Raw genomic sequence first — 23,972 nt, 5'->3', positions numbered from 1 at the left:
TTTTGCACTAAATAGCACGAAGGCGAGAGAATAATTTAATTCGCAGTTATACTGAATATATGACGTTTACTATATCTTTTGGAGATAGCACCCTGCCACAAGTAGTGTTTTTAATGGGGCCAACGGCCTCTGGCAAAACGGCCCTAGCCTTGGAAATCGCCAATCAATTGCCGGTAGAGATTATCAGTGTTGATTCCGCCTTGGTCTATCGCGGAATGGATATTGGTTCGGCTAAACCGAGTGCTGCTGAACTTGCACAAGTTCCTCACCATTTGATTGATATTCGGGACCCCGCCAGCCCTTATAGCGCTGCTGATTTTCGGGTAGATGCCGAAGCTTTGGTTGAGCAAATTATTGCTCGAGGTAAAACCCCTGTGTTAGTGGGCGGCACCATGCTTTATTTTAAAGCTTTGCTTGAAGGTATGGCAGACATGCCAGCGGCGGATCCAGCGATTAGAGCGGATATTGAACAGCTGGCCCAGCAGCAGGGTTGGCCAGCTGTACACGCTGAGCTGAAAAAAGTTGATCCAGTTGCGGCGGCGGCTATTCATCCGAACCATTCCCAGCGTTTAAGTCGTGCTTTAGAGGTGTACCGATCTTGTGGGCAGACCATCACGGAGCTTCGCAGGCAGCAGCAGGCAGGTGCCGGGGATAGCTTTCAAGACCGTTATCGTATATTGCAAATGGCCATAGCCCCCCACGACAGAGGCTTATTACATCGGCGAATAGAGCAGCGTTATCGCCAAATGATCGAATTAGGCCTCTTGGATGAGGTGCGCACTATGTATCGAAGGACGGACTTGCATGTTGCCTTGCCATCTGTACGAGCCGTGGGCTACCGGCAAATTTGGCAATATCTAGATGGAGAATTAACCCTAGATGAAGCCGTGGAGAAAGCCATTGTGGCTACCCGCCAATTGGCTAAAAGGCAATTGACCTGGTTAAGAGGCTGGCCTGAACTAAACTGGGTTTACATAGACAAAGAAGATGGGCAATTGTTGCCGAAAGATGAAATTATCGCCCAAGCAATGGGATTTATTGCCCGAAAGGACATATAATGTTTATGTCAGTTGTAAAAGGCCTCATTTGAGACCTTTATTACGCTTGTTTCTGCCTCTTTTGAGCCGTCCCCAGCGATTTTTGGCTTTGAAGAGTGTTTTTGCAGGAAGTTTTTTGCTTATTTTTAAGGAGAATAACAATGTCAAAGGGGCATAGCCTACAAGACCCTTACCTGAATGTGCTTCGTAAAGAGCGTATTCCGGTGTCCATCTACTTGGTAAACGGTATTAAGTTGCAAGGCCAGGTCGAATCTTTCGATCAGTTTGTGGTTTTGCTAAAAAACACCGTTAGCCAAATGGTTTATAAACATGCAATTTCTACGGTTGTTCCTTCTCGCCCAGTTCGTGTGCCTATGCTGAACCCAGCAGCAGGTGAAGGCGAAGAAGGTTAATCAAAGAGGGTAACCTTGTTTTTTGATCGACCCGATTCAGGTGAGCTGGCGGTTCTGGTTCACCTGGATCTCTCTCGCAGTGATGATTCAGACGACCCGCGCGAATTTGAAGAGCTTGTGCTTTCAGCCGGCGGAGATCCAGTTGCCTTTTTGACTGGCCAGCGTCAAAGTCCCACCTCAAATTTTTTCATTGGTAGTGGCAAGCTTGATGAGCTCAAGCAGCTAGTGCAGCTACACGGTGCCCAATTGGTTATTTTTAATCATGTATTGAGCCCCAGCCAGGAGCGTAATCTCGAGCAAGAGCTTGAGTGCCGAGTGCTAGATCGCACCGGATTGATTCTAGATATCTTTGCCCAGCGTGCCCGCACCCACGAAGGTAAGTTGCAAGTTGAGTTGGCGCAATTGCGTCATATGTCTACCCGCTTGATTCGAGGTTGGACTCACCTTGAGCGCCAAAAAGGTGGTATCGGCTTGCGTGGCCCGGGTGAAACGCAGCTTGAGTCAGACCGTCGTCTTTTACGTGGCCGTATAACGACCATCGAAAAGCGCTTGGAAAAGGTACGCAAGCAGCGTGACCAGGGGCGCCGCTCTCGCCAGCGCGCAGATTTACCCACCGTATCGTTGGTAGGCTACACCAATGCGGGTAAATCGACCCTGTTTAATATCATTACTGAGGCCGGTGTTTATGTGAAAGACCAGCTGTTTGCAACACTTGACCCTACCATGCGCCGTGTTGAGTTGGACGGTGTAGGTGCGGCGGTACTTGCAGATACGGTAGGTTTTGTTTCGCATTTGCCTCACAAGCTGGTAGAAGCATTTAGAGCAACGCTCGAAGAGGCGGCCAATGCGGATTTGCTGCTGCATGTTATCGATGCCGCAGCCGAAGAGCGCGATCGCAATATTGAAGCGGTGGTTGAGGTATTGGATGAAATCGGCGCCGGTGAGATTCCGTCGCTGAAAATCATGAATAAAATTGATTTGATGGGTTTGCCGGCTCGTATAGATCGCGACGATAGCGGTCTGCCGGTGGCCGTTTGGTTATCCGCTCATAGCGGTGAAGGTGTGGATTTACTACTGCAGGCCATTGCCGAGCGCGTGGGTCGCGACATGATCCATCAAACCTACAGCATGGCAGGCATTGATGTAGCGGCCAGCGGGCGTTTGCGTTCACGCTTTTATGCCAATAATGCGGTATTGGCAGAAGGCTATAATGACGAAGGCGTCATGCAGCTTGAGTTGCGGATGCCACGCAGTGATTTTTGCCGAATTTTAGCCGCAGAAAATTTAAAAGAAGCCGATGTTGAAATAGCGGTTAGTGCCACAGGCTAAGTTTTACTTTTTGTTTTTGCCCTAATTTAGCCTAGTGCTGCGCTATTAAGTTGCGTAAGTTTGCTTGTAAAATGGCGTATCAGCCTTATATTGATGAATAACAATTCACAGGTGCTTTGCCGCCTTTTGACTGGAGAGACTCTATGGCCTGGAATGAACCGGGTGGGAATAATAAAGACCCTTGGGGCGGTGGTAACCGCGGCGGTGGCAATAAAAATGATGGCCCACCGGATTTAGACGAAGTGTTTAAAAAGCTCCAAGATCGCCTCGATAGTGTCTTTGGCGGTAATGGCGGTGGTGGCTCTTCCAGTAAGGGAAGCGGCTTGCCATTTATGTTGATCTTTATTGTTCTGGGTGTGTTTTATATAGTTCAGAGCCTCTATCAGATTGATGAGCAGGAACGTGGCGTCGTTTTGTTTTTAGGCAAGTATGACCGCACTATGGGGCCGGGATTGAAGTTTGCTCCGGCTTTTATTGAGCAGGTTGTGATTGTAAATGTTACGAAACAACGTACTCATGCAGCTCAGTCTTCAATGCTGACGAAAGACGAAAATATCGTTCAGGTTGATTTGTCGGTGCAGTACAACATTGCCGACCCGGAGGCTTACACCCTGCGTGTAAGAAACCCGGACGGCACTTTGGTGCAGGCAACCGATTCCGCCTTGCGCCATGTTGTAGGTTCATCCCGCATGGATGATGTGCTAACGGTGGGTCGAGAAAAGATTGCCCAAGATGTGCAGATACGTCTGCAAGAGTATTTGGACAACTACCAAACAGGCATCTTGGTCAGCAAGGTAAACATGGAAGGCGTAGATCCACCACGTGAAGTGCAAGACGCCTTTGATGATGTGATCAAAGCTCGTGAGGACAAGACCCGTACTGAGAACGAAGCCCAAGCTTATGCTAATGGCATCATTCCTGAAGCACGTGGTAAGGCCCAACGTATGGTTGAAGAGGCCAATGCCTATCAAGCCGAAGTGGTTAGCCGTGCGAAGGGTGAGGCAGAGCGCTTTACCGATCTTTTGGTTGAGTACAAAAAAGCTCCAGAGGTAACCCGCGAGCGTATGTATCTAGATGCGATAGAGCAGGTAATGGCGCGTTCATCTAAGGTGATGATCGATGTGGAAGGTGGCAATAATATGCTGTACCTACCGCTGGATAAAATTGCTAAGCCAAGTGGAAGTAGCTACCCATCCAGTCAGGTGGTTTCACCAGATGTGGTGCGTGATATTAAGAACCGTGTGATCGACGAGTTGCGTCGTGATGCAGCGGCCAGTCGTCGTCGGGAGGCTCGCTAATGAGTACTAAAACCTTATTTGGCCTGCTGCTAATGGGCGTGGCCTTACTTATCGGCTCCAGCAGCTTGTTTATAATTAATGAAACTGAACGTGCGGTAATGCTGCGTTTCGGTGCTATCGAAAAAGCCGATATAGAGCCAGGCTTAGGTTTCAAAGTGCCTTTTATGAATAATGTTCGTCGCTTTGACGCACGGATACTGACGCTAGATTCACCTCCTGAGCGTATTTTTACCATTGAGAAAAAAGCCTTGATGGTAGACTCTTTTGCTAAGTGGCGCATTGCTGATGTTGGTACTTACTATCAAGCAACCTCAGGTGAGGAGCGCACTGCCGTACGTTTGCTTAGCCAGCGTGTAAACGAAGGCCTACGCAACCAGTTTGGTGGTCGTTCGCTACAAGAGGTAGTAAGTGGTGAGCGTGATGAGTTGATGGCTGATCTAACCCGCGATCTGAATGAGATTACTCAGAAGGAAATCGGTGTTGAGCTGGTCGATGTGCGTGTTAAGAAAATCGATCTACCTGATGATGTAAGTGGCTCGGTATATGACCGTATGACCTCAGAGCGTGAAAAGGAAGCCCGTGACTATCGTGCAAAAGGTCGTGAACAGGCTGAAGTTATCCGCGCTGATGCAGATCGCCAAAAAGCCGTACTTGAAGCCGAAGCTTATCGTGAATCTGAGTTGATTCGTGGTGATGGTGATGCGGAAGCCGCGTCTATTTATGCCGCTGCTTATAATCAAGATCCAGAGTTCTATTCATTTGTGCGTAGCTTGAATGCCTATAAGAACTCCTTTAAAGGTCGTGAAGACATGTTATTGGTGGATCCAAAGAGCGATTTCTTCCGCTATTTGAACAATTCCCAAGGCAAATCTTCCAAGTAAGCCTTAAATAGGCCATTGTCCATGATGAAATAGCCCAAGGGGCTATTTTCCATGGCAAAGAAAATGGTAAAATCAGAAAAACCGGGCCTAGGTCCGGTTTTTTTGTGTGCGGGCCAAAAATGGCCCTGAGAAGAGTAGGTTCGCAAGTGGTGATCTGGGCCTGTCCAGTTCTAAAGGCGTTAAGGGTGATCCCTAACGACGCTGCCACCATAGGCACCACCCGGTCGTACAAGGGCCCGGTGAATGATTCACACATTCGTAAATTCCTAGCTTTTATAAGTTGGGGCGGGATCGTGATAAGCGTCCCGATAAATGTACCTGAATTAATTAAACGTGAAGGATTATCACCATGAGCACTGGCCCGGCCAATGTCGACCGCTGGTTATTGCCCGATGGCGTGGAAGAGATGCTGCCCGCTGAGGCGGCCAAAATCGAAGCTTTACGCCGCCGTTTGATCGATACCTATCGCAGTTGGGGTTATGACCAAGTTATTCCCCCGCTGATTGAATACACAGATTCACTATTGATCGGCCTTGGGCATGATCTTGATCTGCTGACCTTTAAAATGACCGATCAGTTAAGTGGTCGGACCTTGGGCATTCGCGCGGATATTACTCCGCAAACAGCTCGTATGGACGCCCACAGTTTTCGTCGTCAGGGGCCAAATCGCCTCTGTTACGCTGGCCATGTTCTGCACACTAAACCAAAGGGGCCGCTGGCCACTCGCTCGCCGATTCAAGCAGGTGTTGAGCTATTTGGTGAGGCAGGTTTAGACGCCGATATTGAAGTGGTTTCCTTAATGTTGGAAACACTCAAATTAGCTGGAATTGAAAAAGCCAATATCGACTTAGGTCATGTTGGTATATATCGCGCTGTTGCCGAGGCTGCTGGTCTGGATGAGCAGGAGCAGCAAACCTTTTTTGACTTGCTGCAACACAAAGCAATCTCAGAACTGGAACAATGGCTAGAAGGATTATCGCTGTCCGCTGAGTATATTGATTTGCTACAGCAAATGCCTCGCCTTGCCGGAGATCAATCAGTGCTGGCCAAAGCTAGGCAGTGGTTCCAAGGTGTATCTGAAGATGCGCTTGCCGCATTGGATGAGCTAGAAGCCATTGCGCAAGTTATCGAACAGCGCTATCCAGATACCCAGATGTACTTCGATCTTTCTGAGGTGCGTGGTTATAACTATCACACAGGTTTGGTGTTTGCAGCTTATGCCGACGGCGTCGGTCAGGCGATTGCTAATGGTGGTCGCTATGATCACATCGGTGAGGTATTCGGTCGCGCAAGACCGGCGACAGGCTTTGCCGTTGATGTTACAAAGTTGGCGCAGTTGTTAGATGCGAAGCCGGCTGCAGTGAAGGGCATTTATGCCCCTGCCAGTGAAGACCCGACGCAGTGGCAGGCAATTCAAACATTGCGCAGCCAGGGTGAAAGAGTAGTTTGTGGTTTGGCCGATCAAGCGGCCATCCAGGAAGAGTTGGCCTGTGATCGCCAGCTAGAGTTAATTAATGGCGACTACCAAGTCGTTGAGTGGCGCTAAGCCAGCAAAGCTTTATACAGTTAAGAGCGTGAAAACATGGGCAAGAACGTAGTTATTTTAGGCACCCAGTGGGGCGATGAAGGTAAGGGTAAGATTGTTGATCTACTTACCGATCAAGTTTCCTTAGTGGCTCGCTTTCAGGGTGGCCACAACGCGGGCCACACTTTGGTTATTGAAGGTGAAAAAACCGTATTACACCTGATTCCATCGGGAATTTTGCGCGATGGCGTAACCTGCATGATCGGTAACGGTGTAGTGTTGGCTCCCGATGCTTTGCTAAAAGAAATGGCCGAGCTGGAAGCTAAAGGCGTGCCGGTACGCGAGCGTTTGCGCTTGTCACCATCTTGTCCTTTGATCCTGCCTTACCATGTCTCTTTGGATCAGGCTCGTGAAGCGGCTCGTGGCAGCAAAAAAATTGGTACTACAGGTCGTGGTATCGGCCCTGCCTATGAAGATAAAGTAGCGCGTCGAGGTTTGCGCTTGGGCGATTTAATGAACGCTGATCGTTTTGCGGCGAAGCTAAAAGAAGTGTTGGAATACCATAACTTCGCGATCGAGCATTACTACAAAGCTGAGCCACTTGATTACGACAAAGTTTTGGCCGATGCTTTGGCTTGGGGCGAGGAGTTACGTCCATTGGTCGCAGATGTAACTGATATGTTGCACAATGCTCGCGAAGCTGGCGAGAACATTTTGTTCGAAGGTGCTCAGGGTTCTTTATTGGATATCGATCACGGTACCTACCCATTTGTAACTTCTTCAAATACGACCGCTGGCGGTACCGCTACCGGTTCTGGTTTTGGTCCGCTGTATTTGGATTATGTTTTGGGTATCACTAAGGCCTACACCACCCGTGTGGGTTCTGGTCCTTTCCCTACCGAGCTGTCCTGTGAGGTTGGTAAGCACTTGGGTGTTGTTGGCCATGAGTTTGGTGCAACTACTGGCCGTGAGCGTCGCACAGGTTGGTTTGATGCGGTAGCGGTTAAACATGCTATTCGTATTAACTCTATCTCTGGTTTGTGTCTAACTAAGCTGGATGTTTTAGATGGCTTAGAGAAGGTTTGCATCTGTACGGGCTACCAGGATAAAGCGGGCAATGCTATTTCTGTACCTTTTGATGCGGAAGGTTGGGAAGAGGTGCAGCCAGTTTATGAAGAGATGCCAGGTTGGACTGATTCGACTGTTGGTGCTCAGTCGATTGATGCATTGCCGCAAGCGGCGCGTGATTATATTGCGCGTTTGGAAGAGCTTGTTGGTGCGCCGGTTGATATCGTTTCAACAGGTCCTGATCGTGTAGAAACCATTATTTTGCGCCAGCCATTTGCGTAATAATTAGTTTGTTCATGAAGTTCAAAACGCCTGGCCTATGCTGGGCGTTTTTGTTTCTGGGTTTTCTTTGATTAGAGTTTTGTACCGGCCTGACCGCTTTTAACTCCGATGGATATCGATCTGGAACGCGCTCAAGCCATCCGGGGCGCTCGGGTCGCGACGTCCGTGTCGCTTTACGGTTCCTGATCGATATCCATCGGAGTTAAAATCTACATTTCGTATTCGTTAAAGTCGGTCAGAAATCTGCTTTGTCCAAAGATCTTTTGTTGTAAAATAGCATTGATAGCAAAGGTGGGAAAAGCAACCAAAACCCTGAGGCTGGCATTAGAGTTACCCCTAGGCAATTAACCATCAAGAAGGCTATGGCGATCGTCTTGGGCACGGCTTGGCCATGCTTCTCAATGCTCAGCACCAATAGACCTATCACAAACAGCAAACATCCAAACAGTAAAAACCATGCGGCAAGGCTTTGCTCGATATTATTGATACCGTTTATAAAACCTTGCTGCCCAATTTCATGCAGCTCCTTAGTAAAACTGCTGATGCCAAAGAGTGTGTGTAGTAGCGCAACCACAATAATCCATATGCCCTTCCAGTTTTTCATATTAGCCCTTTATTGTTTTGTATTGACCTTAGCTTAAAGCCTTTGAGTTTATAATGGTATTTTATATACCGTAAGATAGCTCAAATTAGTGATATCGCGATTGTGTTAATCTTTCTTGAAGCGAGGCATACTGTCTGTGTAGTGAAAAAAGAAACTGAACTAAGAAGTAGCGAGCATTGCGATGTACAAAGCTGCCATTTTTCCTGTATTACTAGCTGCCATAACTCTGGCGGCATTTCCTATGCAATTAGCTGCGACTAATTTACATGCAAGTACCAGCTCTGTCCCGCCGTATGTCTACCAAAATGAAGGTGAGCTTTCCGGTTTAGCCATAGAAATCATTCGTGAACTAGAGCGCCGCCTAGATTTGCCCCCTATAGATATTCACATTCAGCCTTGGAAGCGTGCGCTGCGTGATGCTGAGGATGGGCGAAGTAATTTTGTATTTATGTCTGGGCCTGATAGCGAGCGTGAAGAGTGGGGCGATTATATGAGCACCCCTATCATTGTTGAACGCTATAAACTGTATCGTCTTAAAACAAAAGCAATTAGTTTGGCAAGTGATTATCAGCAAGCGAGCGCCTATCGTATCGGTACCGAGCGAGGCTGCCTTTATGGTCATGGCATTTTAAGAAAGGCCATTGATCAGAAATTTTTTAGCAATACCATCTCAAGTGATACCGAGGCCAATTTGAATATGCTGTTGTCTGCCAGGGTGGATGTAATTGCTGGGGATGAAAGAAGAGTGCTCTGGAATCTTAAAAAGATGGGTCTTGAGGGCAAAATTGTAGCGAATAGCTTTAGTGATAATGCTGAAGAGCTTGTCCTAGAATGGCCCACCTATATTGTCTTTTCGAAAAAACGCGATCAACAAGAATTGAAATCGCGTTTCGAAAAAGCATTACGAGAATTTAAGCAAAGCGAATCTTATTTGCAGCTGTTAAAGAAGTACCAAGTTAAGTAGTCGTTTTCATGTTAATCATGAAAACGAATGGTTTCTCCGTTGCTAGCGTGCACCAACACTTCTACGTCTTCAATTCTTTTAGCCAGTTGTAACTCGCCAAAGCCAGCATGATTGTACAATGTGCGGCTGTTTTTGTTGTTGGGGCGCCTGTGTTTGATGCGCATTTTTCGGCGTTGAGTAAACCAGTTAAGGGGCGACTTTGATCCATAAAATAAGCGGTTTAATCTATCCAGCCAGCTTAACAGTTTGCCTGGGAAGGCATTCTTAAAACCGCTTGCAGTAGCCTGTAGTATGCGAGGGCTATTTTTTCGAAAGCGTAGGGTGATGTCATAGGCGAAGGAGTAATGTACATCACCTGAAAGAATAATAAAATTTGGTGGAGTTTTGCCGTGCAGAAAGATATTCAACATGACATTGGCGGCGCCAGGGTGTGCCATCCAGTTTTCGGCATCCACTAAGAGTGGCTTCCCAAAGAAAGTAAATATTCGTTGAATGACTTCGATCAGTTTTACCCCAAATACCGGTGCAGGTGAGACCATAATGACCGAGTCTTCGCCAATCAGTTCTTGTTGTAGTTCGCTAAGGCTTTCCCAATCCATCAGGCCCGAAGGTTTTCCTGGGCTGCTCTCGGAGCGCCAGCGGTGAGTGCGAGTGTCCAATACGATGACTTTGGGTTTACTGTCTATACAGTAATGCCATTCTTGCCAATCTAAAACGGTGTCGATAAGTGATTCATGTTGCTCGATACCGACTGGGGTAAAGCAGTGGCGAGTATCTTCCCTTAAATCTTGGAGTTTTTCTGGACGGTTTCCCCAGGCCTGGCAAAGCCAGTAAGCGATCAGGGTGTTGCCAATAATACGTCGCGACAAGGGGTTGTTGTAAGCGGCTTCTTCCCAGCCTCGGGTTAGGTTCCAGTCGTCAGTGACATCATGGTCGTCAAAAATCATATAGCAAGGCAGGCTGGCGAGTACTCGCTGAACTTTGGGCAGCTCACGAACAAAACCGTCGAGTATTTGTTTTTCCTGGTCATAACGAGCTAAATACTCGGCCGGAATTTTTTCTCTGGCGCTTTGCCAGTTGATAAGGGGCCAGAGACTTGGAGACCAGCATAGCAAGTACATGGCAATACTCTCGGCCAATGTGATCAAGTGGTTATGGGCACCGGCCGAGGTAAATATTGGTTTGCGAGCCCCCCGGAAAAAGCTATCGGTAACCTCTTGATTGCTTTTGTCTTGGGGCAGTAGCTTTTCTCGTTGGTAGTAACAGTAGGGGTGATCAAGCAAAGCCGATTGGCTATTGGCCATCGCACCTTCCCAAGATTCAGTAAACAGGCCGAGTTGATCGATAAGCTGGTGAATTGCCGCAAGCATTGGGCCGGCCACATCGTCAGCGTAGATTTGATCGCCGCTCATCATAAGCAATGCTGGCCTTTCGTCGCTGCTTTTCATTTCGGCTAAACGATCATCCATGCTGGCAATGGCGTCGCGCTGTGGGTGATGGGGTTTGCGACAGGAGCCATGCCAGATGCGGTCGATCTCGCTCTTCAGGCGAAAGCGGGTGGCCTCATCGCTACTGTATTGTAGTGATGAATTGAATGCTTCGCCCAGAGCTGTCAGCTGATAAAAGTAATCCTGTTCAGTGCTCAATGCCACTTTGATACTAAGTAATTGGATAAAACAGTGTTCGCCAAGCTGAATGCGATCACAGCTGTGCTCATCAATATTGATGCTTTGCTTATCGCCTTGTTCACTTTTAATAATGAGCTGGCCAGTAAGCGGCTGGCTTGTAGCAATCCATAAAGTGAAATTTTCTTGGTTAATATGGCGCAGTATTGGGCCCGCCAGTACATCAGGCAGTGTGGCTGTGTCTTGCATTATTCTTTAGCTCTTCTGGGATAGCATCTGGTTTAAAATCTGACAGTCGTTAACAACTTGTGCTGCGTAGCTTTTTGCCGCCTCGACAATACTTTCTTCATGCCCTTGCAGTTTCGCTTGTACTGCCTGCTCAAATAATTTCGATCGTCGATCACCTCGGCAGTGGGCTAATGCTAAAGCTTTGCCGCAAGCAGAGGCGTAATCGCTAAAACCACCTTTGCAGGCCTTTTTACCTAGGGCGATATCTTGGGGGTCAAAACCTAGGCGAGCATGATGACGTGAGCGTATTAACCAATGGCCATCGCGCCATTCTGTTTCGTCGAGAACCATATCGGGCGAGCGTTGCATGCGGCGTTGGCACATTACCGTTAGGTGGGCAGGGTTCAGGCGATTATTGGGGCTTAGATTTGGGAAGTAAAATATTGGAGCGGCTTCACGCTGTTGTTTAACTTCTACCAGATGGCAGAGCTCTAGTTGGTCGGCATTGGCATCTTTGGGGCCAACCAAAAGATAGTAACGATCCATATTGACCGATCCCGTCCCGGCATTAAGACGTTTTACGATATCCAAGATAAAATCGTCCACAAAAGGAGATAAGTCATAATGAATACTATCGTATTCTTCGGGGCTTAATGTTTCAAAGCGATCCGGCCGCAGGGCAAAGTGTAGCGGCGAGGCCCCAAGATCTACAGACTTTGCTATTGCGCTTTTACGATAAAAATCATCTCCCTTGGCAGAGCGTCGCTTGGCTTTGTTAAAGCTCTTAAATAAAAAATGTTGTTCGTCGACTTTATCTAGACCGTCTTGATAAAGTTTGCTGTCTGAGCTGAGGCAGCTATTCACATAGCTGCGTACAAAAGCCAGTGCAGCAAGCTCGGCGCTTTCTTGGCTTACAAAGGCTTTGCCCTGTCCTTCTTCAGCTTCGATTCGACCCTCGCTAATAGCCTGGCAATGATCAGCACATAGAAACAAACTGCAACTGAATCGAATGAGATCCCAGCTCGCTTGCCCTATGCAGGCATCGTCAAAATCATTGGGGCTAAAAATTATATCGCTGCTGTGCGAGCCTTCCTCGCTGAGAAAGCCAAAATTGGAACTATGGCAATCTCCCATAACTGTGGTTAAAGGCATGTCTAGAAGGTTTTCAGGAGCCTCTAATTTACCTGATGCAATATCTTGATAAAACAAAGGTGCTGAGCCGCGAAAGAAGATAAAGGGGCTGCGGCTCATTTTGTGATGTTTGGGGATGCCTAATTGTTGATCAACTCGCTCAAGGCAATCTTGAATTTCTCTTGCCCGGGCTTCTGGTTGAACTCGATTTTGGCTGTGGCTTGCTGACATGCTTTCTCCGTCTAGAATCACTAACGAATATTTAGACGAGTTTAGCAGGCAATGGGTTTCTGCGATAAGGTAAGGAAGTGCAAATGAGTTGTGTGGCTCCCGCTCGATACTGTCATCCAGGCATATGCCCGCTCTTGCGCCGTCCATGGCGCTCGCTCGATACTGTCATCCAGACATATGCCCGCTCTTGCGCCGTCCATGGCGCTCGCTCGATACTGTCATCCAGACATATGCCCGCTCTTGCGCCGTCCATGGCGCTCGCTCGATACTGTCATCCAGACATATGCCCGCTCTTGCGCCGTCCGTGGCGCTCGCTCGATACTGTCATCCAGACATATGCCCGCTCTTGCGCCGTCCGTGGCGCCCGCTCGATACTGTCGTCCAGACATATGCCCGCTCTTGCGCTGTCCATGGCGCTCGCTCGATACTGTCATCCAGACATATGCCCGCTCTTGCGCCGTCCATGGCGCCCGCTCGATACTGTCGTCCAGACATAAAAAAACCGCTAGGCCTGGTGGCTTAGCGGTTCAAAAAAATCTCTAAATATTAGAGAAGAAGCGATGATGAAACTGACTGATAAGTAAGCCTCGCAAGCTTACTTAGTTAAATCCTGTACGGCGATGAAAGCCAACAGGGCTAGATAAATACCGAACGCTGCTTGCAACATGTGTCTAATCTCCTGCTTAGTGGTTTGCGGCGAGTTATTCGCTGCTTTCTTTAAGATGTGTGTAGTCTAGTTATTGGCCTGTTATGTTTCCAATGGTTTAGATTACTGACTATAATGAATTCAATTCATAACAGTATAAAAATGATATAAATAGCGATGGATACACGTCAGTTGGCCAGAATGGACTTAAACCTTCTGGTGGCATTTCAGGTTTTGCTCGAAGAACGCCATGTTTCAAGAGCGGCGGACCGCCTTTTTATCACCCAGTCAGCCATGAGCAAGACTTTGGGGCGTCTGCGCGATCTGTTTGATGATCCATTATTTACTCGCAGCTCCCACGGCATGGTGCCTACTCCAAGGGCCTTAGAGCTGCAGTCACAGGTGCAGGGGGTCTTATCCCAGGTTCAGTCGATCACCGCCGGGCAGCAGTTTGACCCCAAAACTTATGAGGGTGAGATTTCAATTGCGGTATCGGAATACGTTGGCGTTGTTCTGCTCCCAGCGTTGATGCAGCTGTTGCAGCAAGAAGCGCCTTTGCTGCGAGTTACAACTTTATCAAGGGTAGAGCTACAGCTGGATGAGTTAACAGATGGTGGCTTGGACTTCGCTATCCATGTGCGTCGTAGCCACTATCGCCCGGAGTTTAATCTCAAGAATTTAGGCTCCACCAAGCCGGTATTGCTGGTGCGTAAAGGGCACCCTCTTTGGCGTCAGCGTAAACCCGACTGGAAAGATATCAGTCAGTACCCTCGTGTTGCCCTGTATATGCCCAATGTGGAGGAAATGGAGCTGATTGATCAGGTGGGTGAGGTTTTTTATCAAATGGAACATGATATGCGAGAGGTATTTGAAACTTCACACCTTTACACGGCTATGGAGGTCGTGCGTCGAACGGATTGTATTATGATGGGGCCACCTTTTCTGACTGATTTTGCGCAATTTGGTGGTGGCTTGATGAGCCTGCCAATACCTACCCATCAAGAAGTTCAAATCAATTATGTTTTGGTTTCTCATAAGCGTACCGAAAACTCACCATTGCATAGTTGGTTGGCTGAGAAAATTGTTGGCTTATCACAGCTATTTAATGTGGAGCCTGAAGAGGATGACAACCCCTATTCGGCCTTTGGGCGAGCGGGGCAGCGAGGTCGTTGGACAAGGTCTTAATGTTAATGAGCAATATTCTAGAGCAGCTTAAATCTGCGGATGCTGAATTGCTATTTAACTGCCCTAGCAAGGTCGGACAGTTGTCCTTGCGTCAGACAGAGCAATACCGCTTTCTGGAAGTAGATGGCTTTATGCAAAGCGTGATGGATTTGCAGCAGCCTACAAAGGCTTGTCTGCCTCATGCTCAGGTCATCAACCTGGCGCAGCTTGCAAAACCAGAATCAATCTTGATGGCAGGTCTTGGCGGTGGCGATTTGTTGCGTCAATTTGCCTCGCCGAAAGGGACCAAGCAATTTACTTGTTGTGAAATCTGCCCTGATATTATCGAGGTTTATCAGAAATATTTTGATAGTCACTACTGCGTGAATGAATTGCAGCTACTGCAAGAAGATATCAATGATTTTATTCCCCAATGTCAACGACAGTTTGATTTAATCATATTGGACGTTTTCGCTGGAGCGCAGCAGCCTGAATGCTTGCAACAGGAGAGCTTCTTCCAAGAGTGTCTCCGTTGTTTGAGCGATGATGGGCTTCTTGTTACGAATATAAAAGTAGGGCAACAGCAGCAGTTGTTACAGTTGGCCCTGAGCTTAAGGCGCGTCTTCGATAAAAAGGTATTGATGGTGCCAGTTCAGCATTGTGACAATGTCATTGTGTTTGCTTTTAAAGGGCGCCCCTTTGCTGAATCTAATGCCGCTTTTGCTTCGCAGCTGGGTGAACTTAATTCTACCTTGCTCAGTCCGGTGCCTCTCACATTGGGCGAACTGCAGGCATGTAATGTTCAGCGCGAGGGTGGAGAGCTTGAACTGTGGCATATAAAAAATAAAAACTAGTGAGTGAAATATGTATCAGCGTATTAAAGAGATTGCCAATGATATGCACCATGGTAAAGGGCATTTCAATGAGCTCTTAAGCGAAAAAGAGGGAGCTGAGACGATCCACTTTTACCACGCAACGGGTTACCCCTTCGGTAGTTATGCCGACCTGCTGTCGCGCCTGGCTGATGATTATAATATTTTTGGTTTGGCCCATCGCGGTTGCTGGGAGGATCAAGCGGAGCCTAATTCCAGTATCGCTTGGCATAATTATGCCGATGATCTTATAGAGTTTTTAGACAGGCAAAAGCGTGGCCCGGTTATTGGTATGGGGCATTCAATTGGTGGTGTTACCACAATGTTTGCGGCGATTAAACGGCCTGATTTGTTCTCTAAAATAGTTTTAATAGATCCGGTATTTGTTGCTCCGCCGCTTTGGTATATGTCGCGCTTGGCGCGCTTGCTCAATAAGCCTGTGCCGATGGCTGCTGTGGCAAAAAAACGCCCGAATCAATGGGCGAGCCGAGAAGAGGCTGTTAATTTTCATCGTTCCAAAAGAGCCTTTAGCCGCTTTACTGAGAAGTCGATGGAGGCCTACGGCCATTTCGGTATTAAAGAAACCGACAAAGGTTTTGGTTTGCGTTTCAGTCGTGATTGGGAAGCGCATATTTACAGTTCAGTACCCTATATATGGCGTCAGCTGCCCAAGTTGAAATTGCCCGTATTGGGCTTGCGGGGTGAATTTTCTGATGTGCTGATGGATAAATCCTGGGGGCGCTGGCAAAAGCTGCGTCCACAAGATCAACTATTTAGCTTATCGGAGGCAGGTCATATGCTTCCCCATGAAAGGCCACTGGAGTGCGCTGAACATATAAAAGAGTTTCTAAGTCGATAGTTGATCGTTGGGGTTTTCTTTTTTGTGCTGATTAAAAAGTTTAGCGAAAAACGTTAGACTATCGCCATGATAGAAAGTAAAGCCTCACAGCAAGAGTTGCCAGGAATTCAACTTGTTCGCAGCAAGCGTAAAAGCTTGGCTATTACCATTGAGGCGGGGCAGGTTATCGTACGTGCCCCGCTTCGGCTTCCCAAATCTGAAATTCAAGCCTTTATTTTAAAAAAGGAGGCGTGGATTTTACGCACCGTAAAAGCCCAAAGTGAACAGCTTGCTGAGGTTCCTCAGCGTCAGTATATCGATGGTGAATACCTCCCTTGGCGAGGACGTTCATTATGTCTTCGACTAAAGCCAGGAAAGCGAATTACCGAGAGAATCGGCGATGAGCTATATACCGCTATAGCAGAAAAAAGCCAGCTTGAAGAGCGAGTACAAGCCTGGTATCGCAAAGAAGCCAAGCTTGTTTTAACTCAAAAAGTCGAACGCTTGGCGGCAGCTCATGGGCTGAAGTTTGCTGAAGTAAAGGTCAGGAAGAGCAAGCGCCGCTGGGGGCATTGCACTTCTAAAGCGGTGCTACAGTTTAATTGGCTGATTATGTTAGCTCCAGAATCAGTGATTAACTATTTAGTAGCACATGAGGTGGCTCATTTACGTCACTTTAATCATGGCCCAGAGTTTTGGCGTTTGGTGCAGTGTTTTGAACCTGGGTATCAGCAGGCTCAGGCTTGGCTCAAGGAAAATGGGCATCTATTGGTGTTATAAGTGATTTACAAAGGCAGCAGCTCAGGATCAAGTAGAACTGAAAGTAAAACGGGGCTCAATAAGCCCCGTTTTACTTTTACTGTAAAATGTTTTTACAGCGCGTCGACTTCGGCTCGAATGATCGATTTGCTATTAGTCATCCATTTGTCCAAAGAGTTAATATCTTCCGGGGACAAGGTGCCCGCTGCCTGCTTAAGGCGTAGATTGTTCAAGATATAAGCGTAACGAGAGTTGTCGTAATTACGTTGGGCGGCATACAAACGCTGTTGCGCTTGCAATACATCAACAATATTACGAGTACCCACTTCATAGCCCGCCTGTGTGGCTTCCTGTGCACTCATGTTAGAGGTTAAAGCTTGCTTCTGCGCTTTCACTTGAGCGACATCAGTCACCACTTGTAGGTGCGCTGAGCGAGCCTGTTGAATGGTGTCACGTTGAGCTTTATTTAATAGCTCTTGGGCTTGCATCCAGCTTTGATAGGCTTGGCGACGCTTGGCTGATGTTCCACCACCTGAGTAAATAGGGATGTCCAGTGTTACAGCAAAGGTGGTGCCATCTACTGTGCGGCTATCAGAGGCTGTCGTGGTGCCTTGAGCAATAATATCGGTATTACTGTCATCATAATCGGTGTATGAGATGCGACCATTAATGGTCGGGTAGTGGCCGGCCTTGGCTGTCTTCGCACCTTGCTTAGCGGATTCTGCGCTCGTTTTGGCAACTTTAAGTGAATAGTTATTCTTCAGGGCGAAATCAACCCAGTCGGCACGAGCAGCTGGGGTTGGGTTTACTACGGGTAGCTCGTCGGATAAGGGGGCAATTTCATCTGCCTTTTTACCGGTAAGAACTTCCAAAGCTTCAAATTGAATACCTACATTGCCTTGACCTTGTAGGGTTCGAGCGTTGGCAGAATCGTAGGCAGCTTGGGCTTCATGCACATCAGTGATTGCTGCTAGGCCTACTTCAAAACGTTGCTTGGTTTGTTCCAGCTGGTGCGAAAGCGCTTTTTGTTCTGCTTTGGCCGTGCTTAAGGTGTCTATTGCTTGCAGTACATTTAAGTAAGCTTCTACGACACGAAGAATCAGGGACTGTTGGGCCGCGGCAAACTGATATTCAGCTTGCTTGCTTTGGGCTTTACCCTGCTGGTAGCCATACCAGGCAGCCATGTTGAATAGCGGCTGCGTCAATGTCGCCGTATAAGCTTCATTCTCACGCTCGATAGCGGTAGTTACCGCAGGGCCGCCAGTGAAAAGCGCACCTACTGAATCTTGCTCTGTCTTAGAGTAGCTTGCGCGCGCGGTAACATTGGGTAATAGATTTGCGCGACCGATATTTACCGCTTCCTTGCCTGCCAAGAAAGCTGCCTCATCCGCCTTTATTTGATGGTCATTTTTCAATGCTTGCATATACACTTCTTGCAAGCTGTCAGCGTAACTTCCGCTAGCTGCTACTAGGCCGCTGATGGCGACGATTAGGGTTTTTCTTAACATAGGTTTTGTCCCTGGTATTAAAGCAAAGTGCCTAAAGCACCGAAGTTGCCTATTAGACGATGCTGCGGCGAAAAAAAGCAGGCAGCTTTTGAGATTTAGCCGCTAATTTTAGCCAGTTCATCGCAACTGGTCGACTCAATAGCCTTTAAGGATAGCAAACAAGCCGTAAATTATTGTTAATCGAGTGATTGCAGCAATGGGTTTCTCTGTTGGCTACGCCACTGTTGTGGGCTGATTCCCTGCCAACGTTTAAAGCTGCGCGTAAATGCGCTTAACTCCGAATATCCCAATACTGCCGCCACATCGGTAAGGCGATAATGGGGTTCGGAGAGGTAGTCCAAGCTGAGTTGATGTCGCACGCCGTCAATCATGTCTTGGAAGTTGGTATCTTCTTCTTGCAGCCGTCGTTGTAAGGTGCGTTTGCTGTAGCCGATGGCACGCGCGACACTTTCCAATTTGCATTGGCAGCTGGGTAGCATGATGCAGATAACATGCTGAACTTGTTCGATCAGGCTGTCTTTATGGCGGTGCTCTAAATATTGTCGCAATAACTGCGGCAGCGCCCGTGCCGATTCGGCGATTGGCTGCTCAAGTTGGCTGGGTTCAAACGATAGGCCAACAAAGTCATGGTTAAATGCCACCGGACATTTAAAAAAGCGACTGTAAATACTGGCGTGGTCGCAACCATCATGTTGTAAGTAAGCCGCACGCAGCCGCAATGGTTCGCCATACAAAATTTGTAATAGGTTGTAAATTAAGGCCAGCGCATGATCTTGCAGCGCCTGGCTTTTGGCGATCGCCTCATACTCGCAATGAATAATGAACTGTACAATTTCACTTTGCTGTCTTAATTCGAGCCGAATCATCTGGACGTTGAATTGCAGGTGGTCAGCAAGCATCTGTAATGCATCGCCAATGGTCTGGCTTTCGGTGGACATGATGCCAATTGGGCCATAAACCCCAACCGCTTGGCGGCTGGCTAACTCTAAGCAAAAGCTTGGGCTTTTAAGGCGCTCGCGGGCTAAATCTAGCAGGCGTACATGTCGATCGAATGGATTGAGTGTGCCACTTTGCAGGTGCAAGGTCTTGTTATTTTCAGGTAGTTGAAGGCCGGCTTCGCGATATAGCGCGGCAGGGTCACCGCCCAGCTCGCTGACATATTCGCTGAATCCGTCTAAATACTCACTGTTGATCAAGGGAGCTGACATGGCAAAGTATCTGTGATGAAAAGCCCAATTGTGTTTTTCTGGCGCTAAAAGTCAATACGAATTGCGAATCTTAGCGGCACGCGCTTATTATATTGATTGCTACAAAGACCTAGAATAATCAATAAATAAGGATTCTTTATGAATATTGTCGCTGTTTATATGTTGTTTAATCTGCTGCTGTTGGTTTTCAGTAAAGCGCCGGTCGCTATCGCGATGGCAAAGCAAGGCAGTGGCTATGATAATGCTAGTCCTCGCGAGCAGCAGGGAGAGTTGAGCGGCTGGGGTAAGCGCGCGCTGGCGGCACATCAAAATGCGATCGAGGCCATCCCTATTTTTGGCTTGGCATTATTAACCGCTGCCCAGCTTGAGTTGGCGGTGTCACAAATACACCTATATGCCGGCGGCTTCCTTGTTACTCGCCTTGTTTATCAAATTTGCTACTTGGCAAATTGGGCGACTCTACGCAGTGTGGCTTGGATAGCAGGCTATGCTTGTTGCATAGCCTTGGTGGCATTGGCCTTGTAGTGCTTTGTCAGTAGAGCCGTGTTACGAATTACATTAGTGCAGTGGAGCGAAACAGTCGTTCTTCGCGAAAAAAATTCGACATGATGTCGGCCATGACTCCGCGCAACCACAAATGTGGCTGGCTGTTAATACTACGTCGGTGCTGAATAATCACCATCTCTAATGTTGGATAGCCGAGCTCAACCGGCATGGTTTTATAGGTATATGCTGGGTTTTGAAGCTCTTTGTGATTGTCTGCCGTCACAAGCAGGCAGTCACTTTTGGCGACAACGTCTAAAGCTGAAGATAGCGATGAGGTTTCTAAGATGATGTCTCGCTGTTGGCCGCTCTGGTTGAGGATTTCATCCACTACGCCAATATTGGCGTGCGTGATTTGAGCGATATACAGGCGCACATGTGGAAAGGACAAATAATCTTCAAGGCTAATCTGCTCTTGTGCGGCCAGTGGGTGATCAGAGCGCATGGCGCAAATAACTTCGCCAAAGCCAACGCTGGTTTTAACCAATTCTTCGGGCATTGAGCGATTGATATGTATAACAAAGTCGAGCTGGCCTGAGGCAAGCTGTTCGGTGAAGTCGGTGCTAACCTCTGAAATGGTCAAGCTTGCTCTGGGCGAGTGATCTTGCAAGGCAAGGCTTAGATCCGGGATAAGTTGGTCAAGAATGACCCCGGGCCCAGCAATATTAAAGCGCCCATTATAAGAGCCGGGAATGAATTCCTGAGGATGCACTAGGTTGCTGATTTGATCTAACAAATCTGGCAGTTGTTGTTCTAGCTGCTTGGCTCTAGGGGTTGGGATTAAACCATGGGAAGAGCGAGTGAATAGTGGGTCGTTTAATTCCTCGCGCAGCTTCTGGAGTGTTTTACTCATGGCAGGCTGTGAGACATGCAGTCGTTTGGCGGCATGGGTCACATTACGCTCTTCAAGTAAAACACGCAGAGCGCTTAAAAGATTTAAATCGGGACGCATTATTTGTCTTCCTAGATAAGAAATTCCTTGGGGTTATGCTAAAACAGGTGAAAAGCAATTTCAATTATATCTGCAATTTGTTTAAAGTAGATATAGGCTGTAGGCATATATAAAGCGTATTCGCGTAAGTAATGACTCAGCTACATCATAGCCAGATGTACCCTTGGCGTGAACGATAACGACAACAGAGGCCTAAATATCATGCTTAAGTCCATACTGAGAGGGGTAGCTTGCGTTCTGTCCCTGGGAGCCAGCTGGACCGCTCTCGCCCAAGATCGTCCCAATATATTGGTGTTTTGGGGGGATGATATTGGTATCACCAATATTAGCGCCTATAGCCACGGATTAATGGGATACAAAACCCCTAATATTGACCGAATTGCGCGTGAAGGCGTTATGTTTACTGACTATTACGGTGAGCAAAGTTGTACCGCAGGTCGCTCAGCGTTTATCACTGGCCAAAGTCCGATGCGTACAGGGTTGTCAAAAGTTGGCTTGCCGGGTGCAGATAAAGGCATTCGTAAAGAAGATCCAACCCTTGCTTGGATGTTGAAATCCAAGGGTTATATGACGGCCCAGTTTGGTAAAAACCACTTGGGTGATCGAGATGAATTTTTGCCCAGTAATCATGGTTTTGATGAGTTCTTTGGCAATCTATACCACTTGAATGCGGAAGAAGAGCCTGAAGATCCAGATTATCCAAAAGCGCCTGGCTTTCGTAAGCGTTTTGGTCCACGTGGTGTAGTGCATTCCTATGCTGATGGCCGAGTTGAAGATACTGGCCCGCTGACTCGCAAACGTATGGAAACTGTCGACCAGGAATTTGTTGATAAGGCCATGGGCTTTGTCGATAAGGCTCATAAGGCTAAGAAGCCATTTTTCGTTTGGGTGAACACCACAGGTATGCATTTTCGTACTCACCCAGCAGCGGATACCAAGGGCAAATCTGGGCAGGGCTTTTACAACGATGTAATGGTGGCTCACGATGAAAAGGTAGGTGCCATGCTAGATCAGTTGGATAAGCTGGGCATTAGCGATAACACTATTGTAATGTACTCCACTGATAACGGTGTGCACTACAACACTTGGCCGGATGCAGGTATTACCCCGTTCCGTTCTGAGAAAAATACCAACTGGGAAGGCGCTTATCGTGTGCCTGCTATGATTCGCTGGCCAGGCAAAATTAAGCCTCAGGTTTCCAATGAAATCGCTTCGCACTTAGATTGGTTTCCGACCTTGATGGCCGCCGTGGGTGAAGGCGATATCACTCAGCAGTTACTGAAAGGTAAGACGGTAAGTGGTCGTAAGTATAATGTGCACTTGGATGGCTATAACTTGCTGCCCTATCTAACCGGCAAAGAGAAGAAATCGCCACGCAATCATTTTATCTACTTGTCGGATACCTCAGACATTGTTGGGCTGCGCCGTGAAGATTGGAAGCTGGTTTATGCAGAGCAGCGCGCCAAGCGCTTTGATGTATGGCGTGAACAGTTTGAATTTTTGCGTATACCGAAGCTATTCAATCTGCGTCGCGATCCTTATGAGCGTGCCGATGAGCATTCAAATGCTTACAACGAATGGTGGGCGGATAAGGTGTTACCACAATCTGCAATGGCTTCAACTGTCTTGATTCCGTTTTTACAGTCCTTCAAAAAGTATCCGCCAAGACAGAAGCCGGATACCTTTACCATCGATCAGATCGTAGAGAAGGCGCAAATTTGGGAAAACGTGCAGTATAAGTAAGGCTTATCCCGCACCGAGCTTGTACATCGACAGATATTACAGGCAGCAAAAAGCCCAGCCCAGTGCTGGGTTTTTTGTTATGCTTTCTTAGGCCCTTAAGCGGCTTTTGACGCTAGGGTCGACCAATAGCAATAACTAATAATAGGTTTCGTCATGGATGCTTTGCGTCAACAGTTTGCTGAGCTGCGCAGCAGTTTGCATCAACGCTTAATTGGCCAAGAAGCTCTGCTGGATTCGCTTCTTCTGGCGCTATTGTGCAATGGACACATTCTCCTTGAAGGCTATCCAGGAACGGCAAAAACGCGTTTGGTAAAGCTGCTAGGGCAGAGCATTCAAGGTGATATGGGGCGAATACAGTTTACCCCTGATCTGTTACCGGCCGATGTTACCGGTGCCGAAGTGCTGCACCAAGATGCAGGGCAGCAAAGCCTTAGTTTTCAAGCCGGCCCAATTTTTAACAATCTAATTCTCGCTGATGAAATCAATCGTGCGCCTGCTAAAGTACAGTCCGCATTATTAGAGGCCATGGAAGAGCGGCAGGTGACGGTTGCTGGTAAAAGTTATTCTTTGCCCACGGTATTTATGGTTGTCGCTACCCAAAACCCTATTGAGCAAGAAGGCACCTATCCATTGCCCGAGGCGCAGCTGGATCGATTTTTATTAAAGGCCAATGTGTCATACCCCGATGCTCAAGAAGAGTTGAATATCATTCGTTTAGTTCGTAGTGAAGAGCATCAAACAGAGCCATTGGCTTGCACAATCAGTGAAGATAACTTGCTGGCGGCCAGGCAAGCCTTTCAACAAACACATGTGGCGCCGGCGATAGAGCAATATATTGTTAATCTTGTAATGGCAACGCGTAAGCCAGAAATGTATCAAGACAGTCGCTTGCCTCAATATATTCAATTGGGTGCAAGTCCAAGGGCCAGTATTGCTTTAGACAAATGTTCTAGGGCGAGAGCCTGGCTTGCGGGTCGTGACCATGTTTTGCCTGAAGATGTTGCCGCTGTGCTACCGGAAGTCATGGCCCATAGGATCCAGCTTAACTATCGAGCCCAAGCCGAGTCCTATAGCAGTGCAGATGCTTGTGCTGAGCTATTGGAGCAGGTTTTGGTGTAACGGT

The 23,972-nt window shown here is 47.7% G+C and carries 22 protein-coding genes; 15 read left to right on the top strand and 7 right to left on the bottom strand.

The features are described 5' to 3' along the window. Positions 1-59 precede the first annotated feature (59 nt). The 7 genes from miaA (at position 60) to Q1A41_RS09145 (ending at position 7,833) form a co-directional block, all read left to right on the top strand. Positions 60-1,058, top strand: coding sequence for a tRNA (adenosine(37)-N6)-dimethylallyltransferase MiaA (gene miaA / locus Q1A41_RS09175; protein WP_299977522.1), 999 nt, complete (start codon positions 60-62; stop codon positions 1,056-1,058). A gap of 140 nt (positions 1,059-1,198) precedes the next feature. Then, complete coding sequence (hfq, locus tag Q1A41_RS09170; RefSeq protein WP_166850557.1) at positions 1,199-1,450, top strand: RNA chaperone Hfq; 252 nt, start codon at positions 1,199-1,201, stop codon at positions 1,448-1,450. 15 nt (positions 1,451-1,465) lie between these two features. Further along, positions 1,466-2,779 (top strand): ribosome rescue GTPase HflX, encoded by a 1,314-nt coding sequence (gene hflX / locus Q1A41_RS09165; RefSeq protein ID WP_299977519.1) that lies wholly within the window; start codon positions 1,466-1,468, stop codon positions 2,777-2,779. 143 nt (positions 2,780-2,922) lie between these two features. Further along, a complete protein-coding gene (gene hflK / locus Q1A41_RS09160) occupies positions 2,923-4,077 on the top strand; it encodes an FtsH protease activity modulator HflK (protein ID WP_299977516.1) in 1,155 nt (384 codons plus the stop codon). Further along, entirely contained in the window at positions 4,077-4,958 is an 882-nt protein-coding gene (gene hflC / locus Q1A41_RS09155) for a protease modulator HflC (RefSeq protein WP_299977511.1), read from the top strand. Before hflK ends, hflC begins: the two co-directional genes overlap by 1 nt. A gap of 349 nt (positions 4,959-5,307) precedes the next feature. Then, positions 5,308-6,504: an ATP phosphoribosyltransferase regulatory subunit gene (locus tag Q1A41_RS09150; protein ID WP_299977508.1), complete on the top strand. Its 1,197-nt coding sequence runs from the start codon at positions 5,308-5,310 to the stop codon at positions 6,502-6,504. A 36-nt stretch (positions 6,505-6,540) separates the two neighbouring features. After that, positions 6,541-7,833 carry an adenylosuccinate synthase gene (locus tag Q1A41_RS09145; protein WP_299977506.1) on the top strand — a complete coding sequence of 431 codons (1,293 nt, stop codon included), beginning with the start codon at positions 6,541-6,543 and terminating at the stop codon, positions 7,831-7,833. Positions 7,834-8,068: 235 nt separating this feature from the next. Here Q1A41_RS09145 and Q1A41_RS09140 read toward each other — a convergent pair whose 3' ends face one another. Continuing rightward, positions 8,069-8,437: a DUF6463 family protein gene (locus Q1A41_RS09140; protein ID WP_299977503.1), complete on the bottom strand. Its 369-nt coding sequence runs from the start codon at positions 8,435-8,437 to the stop codon at positions 8,069-8,071. A 181-nt stretch (positions 8,438-8,618) separates the two neighbouring features. Here Q1A41_RS09140 and Q1A41_RS09135 point away from each other — a divergent pair, with 181 nt between their 5' ends. Then, positions 8,619-9,401, top strand: a complete 783-nt coding sequence (locus Q1A41_RS09135; RefSeq protein WP_299977500.1) for a transporter substrate-binding domain-containing protein — start codon at positions 8,619-8,621, stop codon at positions 9,399-9,401. 11 nt (positions 9,402-9,412) lie between these two features. Here the strand turns inward: Q1A41_RS09135 and Q1A41_RS09130 are convergent, their stop codons facing one another. The 3 genes from Q1A41_RS09130 to Q1A41_RS09120 form a co-directional block, all read right to left on the bottom strand. Continuing rightward, entirely contained in the window at positions 9,413-11,275 is a 1,863-nt protein-coding gene (locus Q1A41_RS09130) for an alkaline phosphatase D family protein (RefSeq protein ID WP_299977497.1), read from the bottom strand. Positions 11,276-11,281: 6 nt separating this feature from the next. Further along, the gene (locus Q1A41_RS09125; protein WP_299977494.1) at positions 11,282-12,616 is read right to left on the bottom strand and encodes a DUF2252 family protein; all 1,335 of its coding nucleotides are present in this window, start codon (positions 12,614-12,616) and stop codon (positions 11,282-11,284) included. A gap of 324 nt (positions 12,617-12,940) precedes the next feature. Next, positions 12,941-13,111: a hypothetical protein gene (locus Q1A41_RS09120; protein ID WP_299977491.1), complete on the bottom strand. Its 171-nt coding sequence runs from the start codon at positions 13,109-13,111 to the stop codon at positions 12,941-12,943. Between the two features lie 328 nt (positions 13,112-13,439). On the opposite strand from Q1A41_RS09120, the gene Q1A41_RS09115 reads away from it, so the two are divergent. The 4 genes from Q1A41_RS09115 (at position 13,440) to Q1A41_RS09100 (ending at position 16,916) form a co-directional block, all read left to right on the top strand. After that, positions 13,440-14,447 (top strand): LysR family transcriptional regulator, encoded by a 1,008-nt coding sequence (locus Q1A41_RS09115; protein ID WP_299775427.1) that lies wholly within the window; start codon positions 13,440-13,442, stop codon positions 14,445-14,447. A gap of 5 nt (positions 14,448-14,452) precedes the next feature. Beyond that, the gene (locus Q1A41_RS09110; RefSeq protein WP_299977488.1) at positions 14,453-15,280 is read left to right on the top strand and encodes a fused MFS/spermidine synthase; all 828 of its coding nucleotides are present in this window, start codon (positions 14,453-14,455) and stop codon (positions 15,278-15,280) included. Positions 15,281-15,290: 10 nt separating this feature from the next. After that, positions 15,291-16,157: an alpha/beta hydrolase gene (locus tag Q1A41_RS09105; protein WP_299977485.1), complete on the top strand. Its 867-nt coding sequence runs from the start codon at positions 15,291-15,293 to the stop codon at positions 16,155-16,157. A gap of 66 nt (positions 16,158-16,223) precedes the next feature. Then, on the top strand, positions 16,224-16,916 hold the full coding sequence (locus tag Q1A41_RS09100) for a SprT family zinc-dependent metalloprotease (protein WP_299977482.1): 693 nt from the start codon (positions 16,224-16,226) through the stop codon (positions 16,914-16,916). Positions 16,917-17,008: 92 nt separating this feature from the next. Here Q1A41_RS09100 and Q1A41_RS09095 read toward each other — a convergent pair whose 3' ends face one another. Both Q1A41_RS09095 and Q1A41_RS09090 read right to left on the bottom strand, forming a co-directional pair. Then, the gene (locus Q1A41_RS09095; protein ID WP_299977479.1) at positions 17,009-18,403 is read right to left on the bottom strand and encodes a TolC family outer membrane protein; all 1,395 of its coding nucleotides are present in this window, start codon (positions 18,401-18,403) and stop codon (positions 17,009-17,011) included. A gap of 176 nt (positions 18,404-18,579) precedes the next feature. Further along, positions 18,580-19,611 (bottom strand): AraC family transcriptional regulator, encoded by a 1,032-nt coding sequence (locus tag Q1A41_RS09090; RefSeq protein WP_299977477.1) that lies wholly within the window; start codon positions 19,609-19,611, stop codon positions 18,580-18,582. A 138-nt stretch (positions 19,612-19,749) separates the two neighbouring features. Between Q1A41_RS09090 and Q1A41_RS09085 the strand changes: the two genes are divergently transcribed. Further along, entirely contained in the window at positions 19,750-20,136 is a 387-nt protein-coding gene (locus Q1A41_RS09085; protein WP_299977475.1) for an MAPEG family protein, read from the top strand. 28 nt (positions 20,137-20,164) lie between these two features. Here the strand turns inward: Q1A41_RS09085 and Q1A41_RS09080 are convergent, their stop codons facing one another. Continuing rightward, the gene (locus Q1A41_RS09080) at positions 20,165-21,106 is read right to left on the bottom strand and encodes a LysR family transcriptional regulator (protein WP_299977472.1); all 942 of its coding nucleotides are present in this window, start codon (positions 21,104-21,106) and stop codon (positions 20,165-20,167) included. A 201-nt stretch (positions 21,107-21,307) separates the two neighbouring features. Between Q1A41_RS09080 and Q1A41_RS09075 the strand changes: the two genes are divergently transcribed. Beyond that, positions 21,308-22,849 carry an arylsulfatase gene (locus tag Q1A41_RS09075; protein WP_299977469.1) on the top strand — a complete coding sequence of 514 codons (1,542 nt, stop codon included), beginning with the start codon at positions 21,308-21,310 and terminating at the stop codon, positions 22,847-22,849. A 153-nt stretch (positions 22,850-23,002) separates the two neighbouring features. Further along, positions 23,003-23,968 carry a MoxR family ATPase gene (locus tag Q1A41_RS09070; RefSeq protein WP_299977466.1) on the top strand — a complete coding sequence of 322 codons (966 nt, stop codon included), beginning with the start codon at positions 23,003-23,005 and terminating at the stop codon, positions 23,966-23,968. Positions 23,969-23,972 lie beyond the last annotated feature (4 nt).

Source organism: uncultured Pseudoteredinibacter sp. (assembly GCF_947502065.1).
GTDB lineage: Bacteria > Pseudomonadota > Gammaproteobacteria > Pseudomonadales > Cellvibrionaceae > Pseudoteredinibacter.
This window is presented reverse-complemented; position numbering and strand designations above follow the sequence as displayed.

What these genes read in the sequence shown, in the direction of transcription:
- Q1A41_RS09075 (WP_299977469.1), top strand. Translation starts at nt 21,308, where the DNA reads ATGCTTAAGTCCATACTGAGAGGGGTAGCTTGCGTTCTGTCCCTGGGA.
- Q1A41_RS09085 (WP_299977475.1), top strand. Translation starts at nt 19,750, where the DNA reads ATGAATATTGTCGCTGTTTATATGTTGTTTAATCTGCTGCTGTTGGTT.
- Q1A41_RS09110 (WP_299977488.1), top strand. Translation starts at nt 14,453, where the DNA reads ATGAGCAATATTCTAGAGCAGCTTAAATCTGCGGATGCTGAATTGCTA.
- Q1A41_RS09115 (WP_299775427.1), top strand. Translation starts at nt 13,440, where the DNA reads ATGGATACACGTCAGTTGGCCAGAATGGACTTAAACCTTCTGGTGGCA.
- Q1A41_RS09145 (WP_299977506.1), top strand. Translation starts at nt 6,541, where the DNA reads ATGGGCAAGAACGTAGTTATTTTAGGCACCCAGTGGGGCGATGAAGGT.
- hflC (WP_299977511.1), top strand. Translation starts at nt 4,077, where the DNA reads ATGAGTACTAAAACCTTATTTGGCCTGCTGCTAATGGGCGTGGCCTTA.
- Q1A41_RS09135 (WP_299977500.1), top strand. Translation starts at nt 8,619, where the DNA reads ATGTACAAAGCTGCCATTTTTCCTGTATTACTAGCTGCCATAACTCTG.
- Q1A41_RS09095 (WP_299977479.1), bottom strand. Translation starts at nt 18,403, where the DNA reads ATGTTAAGAAAAACCCTAATCGTCGCCATCAGCGGCCTAGTAGCAGCT.
- Q1A41_RS09120 (WP_299977491.1), bottom strand. Translation starts at nt 13,111, where the DNA reads ATGTCTGGACGACAGTATCGAGCGGGCGCCATGGACGGCGCAAGAGCG.
- miaA (WP_299977522.1), top strand. Translation starts at nt 60, where the DNA reads ATGACGTTTACTATATCTTTTGGAGATAGCACCCTGCCACAAGTAGTG.
- Q1A41_RS09125 (WP_299977494.1), bottom strand. Translation starts at nt 12,616, where the DNA reads ATGTCAGCAAGCCACAGCCAAAATCGAGTTCAACCAGAAGCCCGGGCA.
- Q1A41_RS09100 (WP_299977482.1), top strand. Translation starts at nt 16,224, where the DNA reads ATGATAGAAAGTAAAGCCTCACAGCAAGAGTTGCCAGGAATTCAACTT.
- hfq (WP_166850557.1), top strand. Translation starts at nt 1,199, where the DNA reads ATGTCAAAGGGGCATAGCCTACAAGACCCTTACCTGAATGTGCTTCGT.
- Q1A41_RS09080 (WP_299977472.1), bottom strand. Translation starts at nt 21,106, where the DNA reads ATGCGTCCCGATTTAAATCTTTTAAGCGCTCTGCGTGTTTTACTTGAA.
- Q1A41_RS09150 (WP_299977508.1), top strand. Translation starts at nt 5,308, where the DNA reads ATGAGCACTGGCCCGGCCAATGTCGACCGCTGGTTATTGCCCGATGGC.
- Q1A41_RS09090 (WP_299977477.1), bottom strand. Translation starts at nt 19,611, where the DNA reads ATGTCAGCTCCCTTGATCAACAGTGAGTATTTAGACGGATTCAGCGAA.
- hflK (WP_299977516.1), top strand. Translation starts at nt 2,923, where the DNA reads ATGGCCTGGAATGAACCGGGTGGGAATAATAAAGACCCTTGGGGCGGT.
- Q1A41_RS09130 (WP_299977497.1), bottom strand. Translation starts at nt 11,275, where the DNA reads ATGCAAGACACAGCCACACTGCCTGATGTACTGGCGGGCCCAATACTG.
- Q1A41_RS09140 (WP_299977503.1), bottom strand. Translation starts at nt 8,437, where the DNA reads ATGAAAAACTGGAAGGGCATATGGATTATTGTGGTTGCGCTACTACAC.
- Q1A41_RS09105 (WP_299977485.1), top strand. Translation starts at nt 15,291, where the DNA reads ATGTATCAGCGTATTAAAGAGATTGCCAATGATATGCACCATGGTAAA.
- Q1A41_RS09070 (WP_299977466.1), top strand. Translation starts at nt 23,003, where the DNA reads ATGGATGCTTTGCGTCAACAGTTTGCTGAGCTGCGCAGCAGTTTGCAT.